The 17,362-nt window shown below is 63.2% G+C and carries 14 protein-coding genes; 10 read left to right on the top strand and 4 right to left on the bottom strand.

Translation table 11 applies throughout. From position 1 onward, the window contains the following. Nucleotides 1–71: 71 nt before the first annotated feature. From QCL51_RS09035 to QCL51_RS09010, 6 genes are all read left to right on the top strand, one after another. Nucleotides 72–1,238, top strand: coding sequence for a cupin domain-containing protein (locus QCL51_RS09035; RefSeq protein ID WP_021782145.1), 1,167 nt, complete (start codon nt 72–74; stop codon nt 1,236–1,238). After that, nucleotides 1,231–1,659 carry a GNAT family N-acetyltransferase gene (locus QCL51_RS09030; protein ID WP_003251237.1) on the top strand — a complete coding sequence of 143 codons (429 nt, stop codon included), beginning with the start codon at nt 1,231–1,233 and terminating at the stop codon, nt 1,657–1,659. Before QCL51_RS09035 ends, QCL51_RS09030 begins: the two co-directional genes overlap by 8 nt. A gap of 207 nt (nt 1,660–1,866) precedes the next feature. Continuing rightward, nucleotides 1,867–3,828 carry a DNA topoisomerase III gene (locus tag QCL51_RS09025; protein WP_021782144.1) on the top strand — a complete coding sequence of 654 codons (1,962 nt, stop codon included), beginning with the start codon at nt 1,867–1,869 and terminating at the stop codon, nt 3,826–3,828. Nucleotides 3,829–3,973: 145 nt separating this feature from the next. Next, on the top strand, nt 3,974–5,263 hold the full coding sequence (locus QCL51_RS09020; protein ID WP_021782143.1) for an FAD-binding oxidoreductase: 1,290 nt from the start codon (nt 3,974–3,976) through the stop codon (nt 5,261–5,263). Between the two features lie 173 nt (nt 5,264–5,436). Further along, nucleotides 5,437–6,267 carry an alpha/beta hydrolase gene (locus QCL51_RS09015; protein WP_021782142.1) on the top strand — a complete coding sequence of 277 codons (831 nt, stop codon included), beginning with the start codon at nt 5,437–5,439 and terminating at the stop codon, nt 6,265–6,267. Nucleotides 6,268–6,435: 168 nt separating this feature from the next. Further along, nucleotides 6,436–7,215, top strand: a complete 780-nt coding sequence (locus tag QCL51_RS09010; protein ID WP_021782141.1) for a TSUP family transporter — start codon at nt 6,436–6,438, stop codon at nt 7,213–7,215. Between the two features lie 68 nt (nt 7,216–7,283). Here QCL51_RS09010 and nudC read toward each other — a convergent pair whose 3' ends face one another. Both nudC and QCL51_RS09000 read right to left on the bottom strand, forming a co-directional pair. Further along, entirely contained in the window at nt 7,284–8,114 is an 831-nt protein-coding gene (nudC, locus tag QCL51_RS09005) for an NAD(+) diphosphatase (protein ID WP_103444678.1), read from the bottom strand. Between the two features lie 36 nt (nt 8,115–8,150). Next, the gene (locus QCL51_RS09000) at nt 8,151–8,963 is read right to left on the bottom strand and encodes a crotonase/enoyl-CoA hydratase family protein (RefSeq protein ID WP_021782139.1); all 813 of its coding nucleotides are present in this window, start codon (nt 8,961–8,963) and stop codon (nt 8,151–8,153) included. Nucleotides 8,964–9,113: 150 nt separating this feature from the next. On the opposite strand from QCL51_RS09000, the gene nhaB reads away from it, so the two are divergent. The 3 genes from nhaB (at nt 9,114) to QCL51_RS08985 (ending at nt 12,623) form a co-directional block, all read left to right on the top strand. Then, nucleotides 9,114–10,616, top strand: a complete 1,503-nt coding sequence (gene nhaB / locus QCL51_RS08995; RefSeq protein ID WP_021782138.1) for a sodium/proton antiporter NhaB — start codon at nt 9,114–9,116, stop codon at nt 10,614–10,616. Nucleotides 10,617–11,030: 414 nt separating this feature from the next. After that, nucleotides 11,031–11,576 (top strand): lipocalin family protein, encoded by a 546-nt coding sequence (locus tag QCL51_RS08990; RefSeq protein ID WP_021782137.1) that lies wholly within the window; start codon nt 11,031–11,033, stop codon nt 11,574–11,576. Nucleotides 11,577–11,663: 87 nt separating this feature from the next. Continuing rightward, a complete protein-coding gene (locus QCL51_RS08985) occupies nt 11,664–12,623 on the top strand; it encodes a ribonuclease Z (protein ID WP_021782136.1) in 960 nt (319 codons plus the stop codon). On the opposite strand, the gene QCL51_RS08980 is transcribed toward QCL51_RS08985, so the two are convergent. Both QCL51_RS08980 and QCL51_RS08975 read right to left on the bottom strand, forming a co-directional pair. Then, the gene (locus tag QCL51_RS08980; protein ID WP_103444679.1) at nt 12,620–13,903 is read right to left on the bottom strand and encodes a Zn-dependent hydrolase; all 1,284 of its coding nucleotides are present in this window, start codon (nt 13,901–13,903) and stop codon (nt 12,620–12,622) included. The genes QCL51_RS08985 and QCL51_RS08980 overlap by 4 nt on opposite strands. Nucleotides 13,904–13,914: 11 nt before the next feature. Further along, complete coding sequence (locus tag QCL51_RS08975; protein ID WP_021782134.1) at nt 13,915–15,432, bottom strand: NCS1 family nucleobase:cation symporter-1; 1,518 nt, start codon at nt 15,430–15,432, stop codon at nt 13,915–13,917. A gap of 343 nt (nt 15,433–15,775) precedes the next feature. Between QCL51_RS08975 and hydA the strand changes: the two genes are divergently transcribed. Then, nucleotides 15,776–17,215: a dihydropyrimidinase gene (hydA, locus tag QCL51_RS08970; protein WP_101196165.1), complete on the top strand. Its 1,440-nt coding sequence runs from the start codon at nt 15,776–15,778 to the stop codon at nt 17,213–17,215. Nucleotides 17,216–17,362 lie beyond the last annotated feature (147 nt).

The raw sequence follows: 17,362 nt of genomic DNA, 5'->3' as shown, positions 1-17,362 counted from the left end.
GCGTACAACGCCCGGCCTGGCCGGGCGTTTTTATTCCCGTACGAAAATTACGTTTTTTCAATAGGTTGAACATGAATCCTGATACTCCACTGCAGCTGCTCGGCGGCATCTCGGCCCGCGAATTCATGCGCGACTACTGGCAGAAGAAGCCGCTGCTGGTGCGCCAGGCCTTCCCGGACTTCATCAGCCCGATCGACCCCGATGAACTCGCCGGCCTGGCCCTGGAAGACGAAGTCGAGTCACGTATCGTGCTGGAACACGGCGCGCACCCGTGGGAGCTGCGCCGCGGCCCGTTCAGCGAAGACACCTTCGCCGAACTGCCGGAAAAAGACTGGACACTGCTGGTACAGGCCGTTGACCAGTTCGTTCCGGAAGTGGCCGAACTGCTGGAAAACTTCCGCTTCCTGCCCAGCTGGCGTATCGATGACGTGATGATCAGCTTCGCCACCCCGGGTGGCAGCGTCGGCCCGCACTTCGACAACTACGATGTGTTCCTGCTGCAAGGCCACGGCCAGCGCAACTGGAAGATCGGCCAGATGTGCAGCAGTGACAGCCCGCTGCTGGAGCACGCCGACCTGCGTATCCTGGCCGAGTTCGAGCAGAGTGAAGAGTGGACCCTGGAGCCCGGCGACATGCTCTACCTGCCACCGCGCCTGGCCCACTACGGCGTAGCCGTGGATGACTGCCTGACCTACTCGGTCGGCTTCCGCGCACCGAGCGCTGCCGAAGTGCTGACCCACTTCACCGACTTCCTCGGCCAGTTCCTGCCCGACGAAGAGCGCTACAGCGACGCCGACGCCCAGCCGGTCAGCGACCCGCACCAGATCCAGCACGATGCCCTCGACCGCCTCAAGGCGCTGCTCGACAAGCACATGGGCGACAAGGACCTGCTGCTGACCTGGTTCGGCCAGTTCATGACCGAGCCGCGCTACCCCGAGCAGATCGTTGGCGAAGAGCTGAGCGAGGAAGAACTGATCGACGCTCTTGAGCAGGGCGCCATCCTGATTCGCAACCCCAGCGCACGCCTGGCCTGGTCCGAATTCGAAAATGACCTGCTGCTGTTCGCCAGCGGCCGTAGTTGCCCACTGCCCGGCAAACTGCGAGAGCTGCTGAAACTGGTATGCGCGGCCGACGCCTTGCACATCGACAACCTGGCCGAGTGGCTGCAGGACGAAGATGGCCTTATGCTGGTACAGCAGCTGGTCAAACAAGGGAGCTTGGGATTCGCCAATGAATAAGATCAGCGTTCGCCTCGCCGATTGGCACAAAGACAACGCCGACATCCGCCGTATCCGTGAAGCCGTGTTCGTCGCCGAGCAGCACATTCCGCCAGAGCTGGAGTTCGATTCGGAAGATCAGGACGCCCTGCACTTCCTGGCCCTGGAAGGCGACTATCCAATCGGTACTGCGCGCCTGCTGGCCGACGGTACCATCGGGCGCATCTCGGTGCTCAAGGACTGGCGTGGCCTGAAGGTTGGCGATGCGTTGGTCAATGCGGTCATCGTCGAAGCGCAGAACCGCGACCTGAAACAACAGATGCTCAGCGCCCAGGTACACGCCACGCCGTTCTATGAGCGGCTGGGCTTTCGCGTAGTCAGCGAGGAATTCCTCGAAGCTGGCATCCCGCATGTGGACATGGTGCGCGACTCACGCGCCTGATCCGTAACCTGCACTGGCCGCTTCGCGGACAAGCCCGCTCCTGCATGGGAATACGATTCATGTGGGAGCGGGCTTGCCCGCGAAGAGGCCGGCACAGGTAAAGACACTTCTCCTGACAAAAACCTGTACATCCATCCAGATAAAACTTGCCTCCGCGCCCCCGCTTGCGCATCCTATGGCCCACCACCCCGATAAAGCGTCCCGGCCATGCGCCTGTTCCTCTGTGAAAAACCCTCCCAGGCAAAAGACATCGCCAAAGTGCTCGGCGCCAACCGCAAAGGCGACGGCTGCTGGCAAGGCACCGATATCTGCGTCACCTGGTGCATTGGCCACCTGCTGGAAACCGCCCCGCCCGACAGCTACGACGAACGTTACAAGCGCTGGAACCTGGCTGACCTGCCGATCATTCCAGACAAATGGAAGATGCTGGTAAAGCCCAAGACCGCCAGCCAGTTCAAGGCGGTCAAGCGCCTGCTCGGTGAAGCGCGGGAGCTGGTGATTGCCACCGACGCCGACCGCGAAGGCGAAATGATTGCCCGCGAGCTGGTCGAGCATTGCCGCTACCGAGGTCCGGTGCAGCGCCTGTGGCTGTCGGCGCTGGACGACGCCTCCATCCGCAAAGCCCTGGCACGCCTGCTGCCAGGCCACGAGACGTTCAACCTGTACCACTCGGCGCTGGGCCGCTCCCGCGCCGACTGGCTGATCGGCATGAACATGAGCCGGCTGTTCACCCTGCTGGGCCGCCAATCCGGCTACCAGGGTGTGCTGCCGGTAGGCCGCGTGCAAACGCCCACCTTGCGCCTGGTGGTCGACCGCGACCGCAGCATCGCCGACTTCGTGCCGGTGCCGTTCTGGGCCATCGATGTACAACTGGAACACGCCGGCCAACGCTTCAATGCCCAATGGCGCGCCCCCGAAGACGCCTGCGATGACCAAGGCCGCTGCCTGAAGCAAGGCCTGGCACAGCAGGCCGCCACCGATATAAGCCATGCCGGCACTGCCCGAGCGGTAAAGGTAGCGACCGAGCGTGTGCGCGAAGTTGCACCACTGCCCTTCGACCTTGGCACCCTGCAGGAGCTGTGCTCGAAAAAGTTCGGCCTCGGCGCCCAGGAAACCCTCGACATTGCCCAGGCACTGTACGAAACCCACAAGCTGATCACCTACCCGCGCAGCGATTGCGGCTATTTGCCACAAAGCCAGCACGCCGAGGCACCTGCCATCCTCGCTGCCCTGCAACGGGCCGATGCCAGCCTGGCGCCGCTGCAGCCCTACCTGGAGCCGCAACGCCGCTCGCGGGCGTGGAACGACGCCAAAGTCAGCGCTCACCATGGCATCATCCCCACCGCCGCCGCCAGCGACCCTTCGCGCCTGCCGGCCAAGCACAAGGCCGTGTATACCCTGATCCGCGCCCGCTATCTGGCGCAGTTCCTGCCCAACCATGAGTACGACCGCACCCAGGCCGACTTCGACTGCGCCGGTCATGCGCTGCGTGCTGTGGGCAAACAGATTGTCGAGCCGGGCTGGCGCCGCGCCTTGCCCGAGGCGCTGACCCCGGCCAAAGGCCGCGAGGCACCACCGGCCCAGGTGCTGCCAGCGCTGCGCGAAGGCCAGGACTGCAGCGTACACGGCCTGCAACTGAAAGACCTGTGGACCCAGCCGCCCAAGCCGTTTACCGAGGGCGACCTGATCAAAGCGATGAAAAACGTGGCCAAGCTGGTGGATGACCCTCGGCTGAAGCAGAAGCTCAAGGAAACCACCGGCATCGGCACCGAAGCCACCCGCGCCAGCATTATCCAGGGTCTGCTCGACCGCGGTTACCTGGTAAAGAACGGCAAGGCGCTGTCGGCCACACCTGCGGCCTTCAGCCTGATCGACGCCGTTCCCCGGGCCATTGCCGACCCCGGCACCACGGCAATCTGGGAGCAGGCGCTGGACATGGTGCAAAGCGGCGAGATGCCCCTGGAAGAGTTCGTTGCCCGGCAGTCGGCGTGGATGGGCAAGCTGGTCGAGCGTTGCAGCGGCATGCGCATGACCATCAGCGGGCCAGCGGCCGGGGCGGCCCCGCCCTGGAAAAAGAAACGTCGCGGTGGCGGGAAGAGCAAAGCGACTGGAAGCAAGGCGACCCCAAGCAAGCCACGCCAGGCGCGAAAAAAGCGAGCCCCCCTGTAGGAGCGGGTTCACCCGCGAAGAGGCCAGCCCAGGCAACACATTAACAACAGGCAAACCACAAAACCCGACCAACACATTGGCAGCGTGAAATTTAACTGCTAACTTTTCATGAAAATAAACACAATAATTTTCACGGAAACCCGGCATGTTCAAACAATCCGCCCAGCACGTCGCCAGTTACTACGCCCAGACCTACCCCGCCAACATCCCATTACGCCCTACCCTGCAAGGCCCCCAGGACACCGACGTGCTGATCATCGGCGCCGGTTTCAGCGGCCTGCACACTGCCCTGCGCCTGACCCTGGCCGGCAAACGCGTAACGCTGCTGGAAGCCAGCCGGGTTGCCTGGGCGGCCTCCGGTCGCAACGGTGGCCAGGCGCTGTTGGGCTGGTCGTGCGACATGCCGCCGCTGGAGCAGGCCCTTGGCCTCGAACGTACCCAACGGCTATGGGCCAGCATGTGCTGGGCCGCCGACGAGATGCGCGAACTGCCCCAACGCCACGGCTTCGACATCGACTACCGGCAGGGCAGCCTGTGGACTGCGGTATTGCCGCGCCGGGTGAAAATGCTCGAAGAGGCCCTGCATGATGCCGAGCATAAATGGGGTTACGACGCCCTGCGCCTGATCGGCCGTGACGAGTTGCCGCAATGGATCGACAGCCCGCGCTACCAGGCCGCGCTGTACGACGCCAAAGGTGCCCACCTCAACCCGCTGAAACTGGCGCAGGGCCTGGCCAGTACCATCGAGGCTGCTGGCGGGCGAATCTACGAACAGAGCCAGGTGCTCAGCTACCAGCAGGCTCGCGACGGCTATGTCGCCCGCACCGACCGTGGCGAAGTTCGCTGCCAGGTGTTGGTGCTGGCCTGCAACGCCTACATCGACCGCCTTGACCGGGGCCTGTCGCGCCGCCTGTTGCCCGTCGGTTCCTACCAGGTAGCCACTGCGCCTCTGGATGCCGACTTTGCCCATTCGCTATTACCTCGCAACAGTTGCGTGATCGACAACCAGTTCGTACCCGACTACTTCCGCCTCACTCCGGACCACCGCCTGCTGTTCGGCGGTGGCTGCACCTACCTGGGCGGCATTCCCAAGGACGTCGCCAGTGCCACCCGCCCGTACCTGGAGCGGGTGTTCCCGCAACTGGCCGGGGTGGCAATCGACTATGCCTGGGGCGGCCACATCGATTGCAGCATCAAGCGCACCCCGGACGTCGGTCGCGAGGGCCAGCGCTACTGGCTGCAGGGCTTCTCCGGTCATGGCGTACTGCCGACCCTGGCGGCGGCGCGTGCGGTCAGCGATGCCATTCTCGGCGATGAAGACCTGTTGGCGCTGTACCAAGGCATCGACAACGGCCGCTTCCCCGGCGGCGACCTGCTGGCTGCGCCTTTGGAAGCTGCGGCAAAAGCCTGGTACCGCATGCGCGACCGTGTCTGAAGGGCATCAGGATTGCCTGTGCGGGCCTCTTCGCGGGTGAAAGGGACCTCACAGTGTAGGAGCGGGTTCACCCGCGAAGAGGCCCGCACAGGCAATACAACTTCCTGATACCTGCCAAAATTCCTCCTATTCTCAATAGCTCCCTTCGCTTCCTGCACCCAGGAGACACGACCATGAGCTATGTAACCACGAAGGACGGTGTACAGATCTTCTACAAGGACTGGGGCCCGCGCGATGCGCCGGTGATCCACTTCCACCACGGCTGGCCGCTCAGTGCCGATGACTGGGACGCGCAGATGCTGTTCTTCCTCGCCCAGGGTTACCGCGTGGTCGCCCACGACCGGCGGGGCCATGGCCGCTCCAGCCAGGTATGGGACGGCCACGACATGGACCACTATGCCGACGACGTAGCCGCAGTGGTTGCCCACCTGGGCACCCAGGGCGCCGTGCATGTCGGCCACTCGACCGGCGGCGGCGAAGTGGTGCGCTACATGGCTCGGCACCCTGAAGACAAGGTGGCCAAGGCCGTGCTGATCGCGGCCGTACCCCCTTTGATGGTGCAAACCCCCGGCAACCCCGGTGGCCTGCCCAAGTCGGTATTCGACGGTTTCCAGGCCCAGGTTGCCAGCAACCGGGCGCAATTCTACCGGGACGTGCCAGCAGGGCCGTTCTACGGCTACAACCGCCCTGGGGCCGAAGCCAGCGAAGGCATCATTGGCAACTGGTGGCGCCAAGGCATGATCGGCAGTGCAAAGGCCCATTACGATGGCATCGTGGCGTTTTCCCAGACCGATTTCACCGAGGACCTCAAGGGCATCAAGCAGCCCGTGCTGGTGATGCACGGCGACGACGACCAGATCGTGCCGTATGAGAATTCCGGGGTGCTGTCGGCCAAGCTGCTGCCCAATGGCACGCTGAAAACCTACAAAGGCTACCCGCATGGCATGCCGACCACCCATGCCGATGTGATCAATGCGGATTTGCTGGCGTTTATTCGTAATTGATGTTTTCGCCAGTACCAGCCCTTTCGCGGGTGAACCTGCTCCTACGGGATTATGCGGGTTTACCCGCGAAAGGGCCGGTACTGGCAACACACCTTCCCCAGGATTACCATGCTTCCCTTCTAGTGCGGCACTTTGCCGCCTCCTTGCCTCCCTGCCTGCCAAAACTCCATGCCCTTCGAACTTACCGTAGAACCCCTCACCCTGCTGATCCTGGCCCTGGTCGCCTTCGTCGCCGGTTTCATCGATGCCATCGCCGGTGGCGGCGGTTTGCTCACCACCCCGGCCCTGCTCACTGCCGGCATGCCGCCGCACCTGGTGCTGGGCACCAACAAGCTCAGTTCCACCTTCGGCTCGGCCACCGCAAGTTTCACTTACTACAAACGCAAACTGTTCCATCCGGCGCAGTGGCGCCCGGCATTGTTCGCCACCCTGACCGGGGCGTTGCTCGGCGCCGTCATCGCCCACTACATGCCAGCCGAATGGCTGAACAAGATGCTGCCGGTGATCGTCTTCGCCTGTGGCATCTACCTGTTGTTCGGCGGCACGCCCAAGGCACCGCTGGATGCCGATGCACCGATCAGGAAAAAGTGGCAAGTGCCGCAAGGCTTCACCCTGGGCTTCTACGACGGCGTGGCCGGACCGGGTACCGGGGCGTTCTGGACCGTCAGTACCCTGCTGCTGTACCCCATCGACCTGGTACGCGCCAGCGGCGTGGCGCGCAGCATGAACTTCGTCAGCAACATCGCGGCGCTGACGGTATTCATCATTTCCGGGCAGGTGGACTACATCGTTGGCCTGTGCATGGGCCTGTCGGTGATGGTCGGCGCCTTTTTCGGCGCACGCACGGCAATCAGCGGTGGCAGCAAGTTCATCCGCCCGGTGTTCATCACCGTGGTGCTGGCGTTGACCGTGCGCTTAGCGTGGCAACACTGGTTCGGGCAGGCCTGAGCGGCTTTGGCAATGGAATGACCATTGCCTGCGCCCGGCGCCTAGTCGGAGCACATTGTTCACTGCAGCTAGGACGGGAAAGCAGGGATATCACAGCCCAGCCGCCGCGCAACATACAGATCGATCAAGTACCGGGCAATGGACCGCCCCGCCGGCAGCGGCGGCAGGTCGTGAACGCTGAACCACTTGGCGTCCTCGATCTCGTCCGGCTGCATCACAATCTCGCCACCGGCGTACTCGGCATGGAAACCGAGCATCATCGAATGCGGGAACGGCCAGCACTGGCTGCCGATGTACTGGATGTTCTGCACCTCCACCGCCACTTCTTCACGCACTTCGCGCACCAGACAGTCTTCGGCCGACTCACCCGGCTCGGCAAAACCTGCCAAGGTGCTGTACACCCCGGTGACGAAGCGTGGCGAACGCGCCAGCAGGATTTCATCGCCGCGGGTCACCAGCACGATCATGCTGGGTGAAATACGCGGATAGCTGCGCAGGTCGCAGGGCTGGCAGTACATCGCCCGCTCCCAGCGAATTTGCGTCATCGCCTGGCCGCAACTGCCGCAGAAGCGGTGCTCGCGGGCCCAGGTGCCGATTTGTGCGGCATAGCCCAGCACCTTGTAGGTGTCGGAGTCGCCTTCGAGCATGAACGCACGCAGGCCGCGCCAGCTGTAGCCGGGCACATCGGTGGCGCTGCGCAGTTCCAGCAAAAATACCGGCTGGCCGTCAAAGTGGCCGATGCCGTGTTCGCACAGCACGTCGAGGTCCTGGCGCTTGAGCCAGTCGCGGGGGAACAGCGCGCCGTTGGCGTCCACCAGAAACCCTTCAGGGCTGCGGGCCACGGCCAGCCCCCCGGTCATCTGTGGGTCGAGTACTGCGGTAGTCCAGCGTGCTGACATGTCGGGGGTTCCTTTACTGCGCGTCCCCCGGCCCGATCAGTCGGCGAACGTCGGTTTCTGTTTGCTCATGTGCGCCGCCACAGCCACGCGCAGGTCTTCGGACTGCAGCATTGCGGCGTTCCAGGTGGCAATGTAGTCCAGGCCATCGTCGATGCGATGGTCACGCATGTAGCTGAGCATTTCCTTGGTGCCGGCCACAGCGATCGGCGATTTTGCGGCAATCTCGCGGGCGATGGCAAAGACGCCGTCCATCAGAGCGGCCTGATCATCATAGACTCGGTTGACCAGGCCGATACGCAACGCCTCGTCAGCCTCGACATTGCGCCCGGTAAACGCCAGCTCACGCATGATGCCGTCGCCGATGATGCGTGGCAAACGTTGCAATGTGCCAACATCGGCAGCCATGCCCATGTCGATTTCCTTGATCGAGAATTGCGCATCAACACTGCAGTAGCGCATGTCGCAGGCGGCGATCAGGTCAATGGCCCCGCCAATGCAATAGCCCTGAACCGCCGCCAGCACCGGCTTGCGGCACGTGTCCACGGCGGTGAACGAGGCCTGCAGCCGCTGGATGGTCTTGCGCAGGAAGCGTGCATTGCGGCCCACGTCCTTGCCCATCTGCCCGGCCAGCGAAGCCAGCATCATCAGGTCGATACCGGCGGAGAAATGCTTGCCGGCACCGCTGATCACCACAGCACGCACGGCATCGGTGTCATCGATCCACTGGAAGATGTCGAGGATCTCTTCCCAGAAAGCCGCGTTCATCGCGTTGACCTTCTCCGGGCGGTTGATTTGAACGTGGGCGATGCTATCGGTCAGTTCGACCTTGAATGCACTGTACTCGGTCACGGGCGGCACTCCTGTGGGTAAAAGGTTCATGCCACCGATGGTAACCCAGCCCAATGGCCGTACTTGTGCCAAAAACGGGACTGCACACCTTGCCTAAGACGCGCAGATCCGGCACCGTGCGCCATCGCTGAATTATAAGGATACATATTTATGTCACGCCCCCTGACCGGCGCTCTCGCCCACGGTTTCCTGGGCAAGTCGCCGTTTTGGTACAAGGTGGTCATCTGCCTGTTTCTGGTGCTCAACCCGCTGTTGTTGGTAACCATTGGCCCGGTTGCGACCGGCTGGGCACTGGTGCTTGAGTTCATCTTCACCTTGGCCATGGCCCTGAAATGCTACCCGTTGATGCCCGGTGGCTTGTTGCTGATCGAAGCCATGCTGCTGCAAATGACCACGCCGCAGGCGCTGTACGAGGAACTGCAGCACAACTTCCCGGTACTCCTGCTGCTGATGTTCATGGTCGCCGGCATCCACTTCATGAAAGAACTGCTGCTGTTCCTGTTCTCACGCATTTTGCTTGGGGTGCGCTCAAAGGCCATTCTGTCATTGCTGTTTTGCGTGCTGTCGGCGTTTCTTTCCGCGTTTCTTGATGCGCTGACAGTCACTGCGGTGATCATCAGCGCCGCAGTCGGCTTCTACGCGGTGTACCACCGCGTCGCGTCCGGGGCCAACCCGCGCGAGGAGAGCGCACTGGACAGCGACCACCACGTTGCGCAACTGCACCGTGAAGACCTCGACCAGTTCCGCGCCTTCCTGCGCAGCCTGCTGATGCATGGCGCTGTGGGTACCGCCCTGGGCGGCGTCTGCACGTTGGTGGGCGAGCCGCAGAACCTGCTGATCGGCCACGAGATGAGTTGGCACTTCGTCGACTTCTTCTTCAAGGTGGCGCCCGTATCGCTACCAGTGCTGGGTGCAGGTCTGGTGACTTGCGTGCTGCTGGAAAAAGTGCGCCTGTTCGGCTACGGCACGCTGATGCCCGAACCGGTGCGCCAGGTGCTGACCGCCTATGCGGCCGAAGACGATGCCGCGCGTACCCAGGCCCAGCGCATCGCGCTGTGGGTACAAGGGCTCGCCGCGCTGGTCCTGATCATCTGCCTGGGCCTGCATGTGGCCGAGGTCGGCCTGATCGGCCTGATGGTGATCGTGCTGATCACGGCCTTCACCGGCATCACCGACGAGCACCGCCTGGGCCGTGCCTTCCAGGACGCCATGCCGTTCACGTCGCTGTTGGTGGTGTTCTTCGCCGTGGTCGCGGTGATTCATCAGCAGCAGCTGTTCAGCCCATTGATCAGCTGGGTACTGACGCTGCCGACCGAACAGCAACCGGGCATGCTGTATCTGGCCAACGGCTTGCTGTCGGCGATCAGCGACAATGTGTTCGTTGCCACCATCTACATCACCGAAGTGAAGCAGGCATTTCTCGATGGCAGCATGAGCCGCGAGCATTTCGAAACACTGGCAGTGGCGATCAACACCGGCACCAACCTGCCAAGCGTGGCGACGCCGAACGGCCAGGCGGCGTTCCTGTTCCTGCTGACCTCGGCCATTGCGCCGCTGATTCGGCTGTCGTACGGGCGGATGGTGTGGATGGCGCTGCCCTATACCGTGGTGATGGGCGGGTTGGGGTGGTGGGCGGTGACGTACTGGCTGTGAGGTGCTCTGTTTGGCGCGAGGTGCATCAGTTTGGAGGTGCATGCCTTTAGGAGGATGTTGTTTGGGAGATCGAGCGCCGCCCGCGCGGCGCATCGCGAGCTGCGCTCGCTCCTACGTTTGTTTCGGGCCAGTATTGCCTGCACCAGCGCGCGCGACCGCCTTGTTTGTTCCACACAATATCGAGGCGGGCGCGCGCCTCTGCCCCAGGAATAATTGGCCCGAAACGAACGTAGGAGCGAGCGCAGCTCGCGATGCGCCGCGCGGGCGGCGCTCGATCTCACGGTCGAAATGACTCTTGAGACATGCCCCCGCAGCCACAATGCAATTTAATGACATGCCCCACTCCCACACAACTTTTGCCCCGCGAACGCATCAAACCCCAAGTAAGCCCCATCCACTCCAAGGAGGTCACCCATGGCGCTGCGCACGACACTGCTGCTTTCCTGCATGACCCTGGCCCTGCTCGGCTGCGCCGGCAACGATCACCCGGCACCGCCGCGCACCCAGCAGGTGGACCTGCAGCGCTATCAGGGTACCTGGTACGAACTGGCGCGGCTGCCGATGTTCTTCCAACGCAACTGCGTGAAGTCCGAGGCGCGCTACGGCTTGCGCGAGGACGGCCGTATCGACGTCACCAACCGCTGCCAGGAAAAGGACGGCCAGTGGAATGAAGCCAAGGGTATTGCCGAGCTCCAGCAGCCAGGCAGCACCGACAAGCTGTGGGTGCGCTTCGACAACTGGTTCAGCCGCCTGGCACCGGGCCTGACCAAGGGCGAGTACTGGGTGCTGTACCACGACAAGGACTACCGCGTGGCACTGGTCGGCCACCCCAACCGCGAGTACCTGTGGCTGCTTTCGCGCACGCCAGCAGTCACCGACCAGCAGCGCGAGCAACTGCTGACAATCGCCCGGGAGCAAGGTTATGACACCAGCAAGCTCATCTGGCGACAGGCCAACTAGCAGACCGTCGACGGCGGGCGGCAATCCGGCTAAGGTGTGCGCCCCGTATCACCTTGGCCACTTCTGGCCTGAAACAGGACCCTGAGCATGGACCTGCTGTTCCTCGGCACCTCCGCCGGGGTGCCCACCAAGGCACGCAATGTCAGCGCCACAGCCGTGATCGAAGCCAGTGGCAGCCACTGGTATCTGGTCGATTGTGGCGAAGGCACCCAGCACCGGCTGCTACACACCCCGCTTTCGGTCCGTGACCTGCGCGCGATCTTCATCACCCACGTGCATGGTGACCATTGCTTCGGCCTGCCCGGCCTGTTGGCCAGCGCGGGCATGAGCGGGCGCACCCAGCCGCTGGAAGTGATCCTGCCCGCCGCACTGCACGACTGGGTACGCCAGGGCCTGCTTGCCAGCGACACCTTCCTGCCGTTCGAGCTGCGCCTGTTGCCCGTGGAAACGTTGAGCGCATGGCGCAGCGAGACCCTGCAGGTGACCACCGTGCAACTGTCGCACCGGGTGCCCAGCGTGGGTTTCGTATTCACCGAAACCAACCCGGAGCCCCGCCTGGACATCCAGCGCCTGGAAGCCGAGGGCATACCGCGTGGTCCGCTGTGGGGTGAGCTGGCCAAGGGGTTGACCGTGACGTGCAACGGGCAGCTGCTGAACGGCAATGACTACCTGCGGCCTTCGCGCCCGCCACGGCGGGTGATCGTGTGCGGGGACAACGACAAACCAGAACTGCTGGCAGCCGTTGCCAAGGGTGCGGATGTACTGGTGCACGAAGCCACCTTCACCCAGGCGGTAGCCGAACGCACCGGGGGCACGTTCGGCCACAGCACCGCCGCGGAGGTGGCACGCCTTGCCGAGGCCGCTGGCGTGCGCAACCTGGTACTGACGCATTTCAGCGCCCGCTACCAGAACGATCCACGGCGCAGCCCGCACATCGACAACGTGCGCGACGAGGCCCTCGCCCATTACAGCGGGCAGTTGACCCTGGCGCAGGACCTGCAGCGCTATTACCTTGGCCGTAACGGCTGTCTTGAGGCCAGTGGTTAGGCCGCCAGCCGCCCGCTGGCAATTGCCTCCGACGCCGCCAGCATCGCCCGTAACAGCACCGCACAGCCTGCCGCCAGGTCATCAGGCGTGGCGTTCTCGATTTCGTTATGGCTGATGCCGTTTTCGCACGGCACGAAAATCATCCCCGCCGGCCCCAGCTCGGCCAGGAAGATGGCGTCATGCCCCGCTCCACTGACGATGTCCATGTGCGGCAGGCCCAACGCCTTGGCCGATTCGCGCACGGCGTCGACACAGCCTTTGTCGAAGTAAAGCGCCGGGAAGTCGGCCGTGGGCACCAGCTCATGGCTCAGGCCATGCTTGGTACAGGTCGCCTCGATCACCTCGCGCACATCGGCAATCATCGCATTCAACTGCTCGCCCTCGAGGTGGCGGAAGTCCAGGGTCATGCGCACTTCGCCCGGGATCACGTTACGCGAGCCCGGGTACGCCTGAAGGCAACCCACCGTGCCGCAGGCGTGGGGCTGGTGGGCAAGCGCCGTGCGGTTGACCGCCTCCACCACAGCGGCTGCGCCCACCAGGGCGTCCTTGCGCAGGTGCATGGGCGTAGGGCCGGCATGGGCTTCAACACCGCGCAGGGTCAGGTCGAACCACTTCTGGCCCAGGGCGCCGAGGACCACGCCGATGGTCTTGGCCTGGTCCTCAAGGATAGGCCCCTGCTCGATATGCGCTTCGAAATACGCCCCCACCGGGTGCCCCGACACCGCACGCGAACCGGCGTAGCCAATGGTGTTCAACGCTTCGCCAACGCTGACTCCCTGGGCATCGCGCTTGGCCAGGGTTTCTTCCAGAGTGAACTTGCCGGCGAACACCCCTGAACCCATCATGCACGGCGCAAAACGCGAACCTTCTTCGTTGGTCCACACCACCACTTCGAGCGGCGCTTCGGTTTCCACGCCCAGGTCGTTGAGGGTGCGGATCACCTCCAACCCGGCCATCACCCCGAAGCAGCCATCAAACTTGCCGCCGGTGGGCTGGGTGTCGATATGGCTACCGGTCATCACCGGCGGCAGCTTGGGGTTACGGCCCGGGCGGCGGGCGAATATGTTGCCGACGGCGTCGATGCTGACCGAGCAACCGGCCGCCTCGCACCACTGCACGAACAGATCGCGGGCCTGGCGGTCGAGGTCGGTCAAGGCCAGGCGGCAGACACCGCCCTTGGCGGTGGCGCCGAGCCGGGCCAGGTCCATCAGCGATTGCCACAGGCGGGTACTGTCGACGTGATGGGCGTTGGTCTTCAGGATCTCTTTGACGGGGGTCACGGGTTTCTCCTTCAGGCTTTTTTTGTTGTCTGTTCAGGGCGCTTGGCGGGCACGCCCGCTACCACAGGACTGCGTACCGCCATACCGCCAAGCACGTAGTACAGTGCACCGCCCAGCAACGAGCCGGTGAACCAGCCGTAGTCGTAGAACCAGCTGAAACTGCTGTTGCCAATCGCCATTACCGTCAGCCCTACTGGCAAGGCGAAGGCGGCAAAACCGGCCCAGTTCCACGCGGGATACACGTCGTCGCGGTATAGCCCGGCCAGGTCCAGCTTCTGCCGGCGGATCAGGAAGTAGTCCACCGCCATGATCCCGGCAATGGGCCCCAACAAGCTGGAATAGCCCAGCAGCCAGTTGGAGTACACGCTCTCCAGGCTAAGGTCGGAGACAATCAGGCCTAGCTTCTTCAGCAGCTCATGCCCCATCAGCGCCAGGCCGATAAAGCCGGTCAGCCATATCGCGCGGCTTCGCCCGATCAGGCGTGGGGCAATGTTCTGGAAGTCATTGGTCGGCGACACGATGTTCGCCGCAGTGTTGGTCGACAGCGTGGCGATCACGATCAGCGCCATGGCCAGGGCCACCCAGAAGGGGCTTTGAATCTTGCCGATCAAGCTGACCGGGTCGGACACCGTCTCACCCACCAGTGATGCCGACGCGGCGGTCAGTACCACACCCAGCGCAGCGAACAGGAACATGGTCAGCGGCAGGCCGAAGATCTGCCCGAGAATCTGGTCCTTCTGGCTGCGGGCGTAGCGGCTGAAGTCGGGAATGTTCAGTGACAATGTGGCCCAGAAGCCGACCATGGCCGTGAGCCCTGCGCAGAAGTAACTGACCATGCTCGCCCCTTCCGGGCGCTTGGGCGGCTGGGCCAGCAGTTCGGTCATCGACATGTGTGGCAAGGCCCAGAACAGCAGACCGATGCCCACCGCCACCAGCAGCGGTGCCGACAGCGTTTCCAGCCACTTGATCGACTCGGCGCCGCGCAGTACCACCCACAGGTTCAGGCACCAGAAGATCATGAAGCCAATCACCTCGCCCGTCCCGCCCAGCGCCTTCCAGCCGTCGAACACCGAACCCAGGAACAGGTGAATGGCCAGCCCGCCGAACATGGTCTGAATACCGAACCAACCACAGGCCACCACCGCGCGGATCAGGCACGGTACGTTGGAGCCGAGAATGCCGAACGACGAACGCAGCAGCACCGGAAACGGGATGCCGTACTTGGTACCGGGAAAGGCATTGAGGGTAAGCGGTATCAGCACGATAACGTTGGCCAGCAGAATCGCCAGCAGCGCTTCGCCAACGCTGAGGCCGAAGTAGGCGGTGAGCACGCCGCCGAGGGTGTAGGTGGGTACGCAGATGGACATGCCCACCCACAGGGCGGTGATGTGCCATTTGTTCCAAGTGCGCTGGTGCACCTTGGTCGGTGCTATGTCGGGGTTGTAGCGCGGGCTGTCGAGGACATCGCTGCCCTCGGACAGCTCGAACAGGCCATCTTGCTCGACCACTTCCGATCTGCTCTGTTGCATAGGCCCTTCTCCAGTTTTTTCTTCTATTTTTCGCTCATCAGGCTGATTCGATGACCGGAGTTCGCACGCGGAATGTGCATAGAAATCTCGACCAGATTTTCATCTTGTCAAGCCAGTCAATTACCCTTAAAGCCCCTGCCTCCGCATGCACACTTAATTAATCCCTTTAATATCAATTAGTTAAAAACCACAAAATTAATGGGAAAATTTTCTTGCTGAATCCAGAATCAGCATCTAGCCTCGAATCTTGTCAGGACTGACAGGATTGACCGCCCTGCCCTCCCTGGCATCCATGACAATGCAAAGAACCGGCCAAAACCGGTCAGCCTGCGAGGAAAACGGCATGTCCCTGTTGATCCGTGGCGCCACCGTGGTTACCCACGAAGAGAGTTACCCCGCCGATGTCCTGTGTGCCGATGGCCTGATCCGTGCCATCGGGCAAAACCTCGAACCACCCACCGACTGTGAGATCCTCGACGGCAGCGGCCAGTACCTGATGCCCGGCGGCATCGACCCGCACACCCACATGCAGTTGCCGTTCATGGGCACTGTAGCCAGCGAGGACTTCTTCAGCGGCACCGCTGCGGGCCTGGCAGGCGGCACCACTTCGATCATCGACTTCGTCATACCCAACCCGCAGCAGTCGTTGCTGGAGGCCTTCCACACCTGGCGTGGCTGGGCGCAGAAAAGCGCCAGCGACTATGGCTTCCACGTCGCCATCACCTGGTGGAGCGAGCAGGTGGCCGAAGAGATGGGCGAGCTGGTGGCCAAGCACGGGGTGAACAGCTTCAAGCATTTCATGGCCTACAAGAATGCGATCATGGCCGCCGACGATACCTTGGTGGCCAGCTTCGAGCGTTGCCTGCAACTGGGCGCGGTGCCCACCGTGCATGCCGAGAACGGCGAGCTGGTGTACCACCTGCAGAAAAAACTGCTCGCCCAGGGCATAACCGGGCCGGAAGCCCACCCGCTGTCACGCCCCTCGCAGGTTGAAGGCGAAGCAGCCAGCCGCGCCATCCGCATTGCCGAAACCCTCGGCACGCCGTTGTACCTGGTGCACATTTCCAGCCGCGAGGCACTGGATGAAATCGCTTATGCCCGAGGCAAGGGCCAGCCGGTGTATGGCGAGGTGCTGCCCGGCCACCTGCTGCTGGATGACAGCGTCTACCGTGACCCGGACTGGGCCACCGCAGCCGGTTATGTAATGAGCCCGCCGTTCCGCCCACGCGAGCACCAGGAAGCGCTGTGGCGCGGCTTGCAGTCGGGCAACCTGCACACCACCGCCACCGACCACTGCTGCTTCTGCGCCGAGCAGAAAGCCATGGGCCGCGACGACTTCAGCCGCATCCCCAACGGCACCGCCGGCATCGAAGACCGCATGGCGGTACTGTGGGATGCCGGGGTCAACAGCGGGCGCCTGTCGATGCACGAATTCGTCGCGCTGACCTCTACCAATACGGCGAAAATCTTCAACCTGTTCCCGCGCAAGGGCGCTATCCGCGTGGGTGCCGATGCCGACCTGGTGCTGTGGGACCCGCAGGGCACCCGCACCATCTCCGCCCAAACCCACCACCAGCAGGTGGACTTCAACATTTTCGAAGGCCGCACCGTGCGCGGCATCCCAAGCCACACCATCAGCCAGGGCAAGGTGCTCTGGGCCGATGGCGACTTGCGTGCCGAACCGGGCGCGGGGCGCTATGTGGAACGGCCGGCGTACCCGTCAGTGTATGAGGTGCTGGGGCGCCGGGCCGAGCATCAGCGGCCGATGCCAGTTCAGCGCTGAAGCCATTGGGGCTGCTGTGCAGTCCATCGCGACACAAGGCCGCTCCCACAAGGACCGCGATCGCCTGTGAGAGCGGCCTCGCGTCGAGATGGGCCGCGCAGCGCCCCCAGAATCCACCGCAATACCTGTCGCCTGCACCATAAAAAT

It is taken from the genome of Pseudomonas sp. LTR0 (assembly GCF_036630035.1).
Classification (GTDB): domain Bacteria; phylum Pseudomonadota; class Gammaproteobacteria; order Pseudomonadales; family Pseudomonadaceae; genus Aquipseudomonas; species Aquipseudomonas putida_Y.
This window is presented reverse-complemented; position numbering and strand designations above follow the sequence as displayed.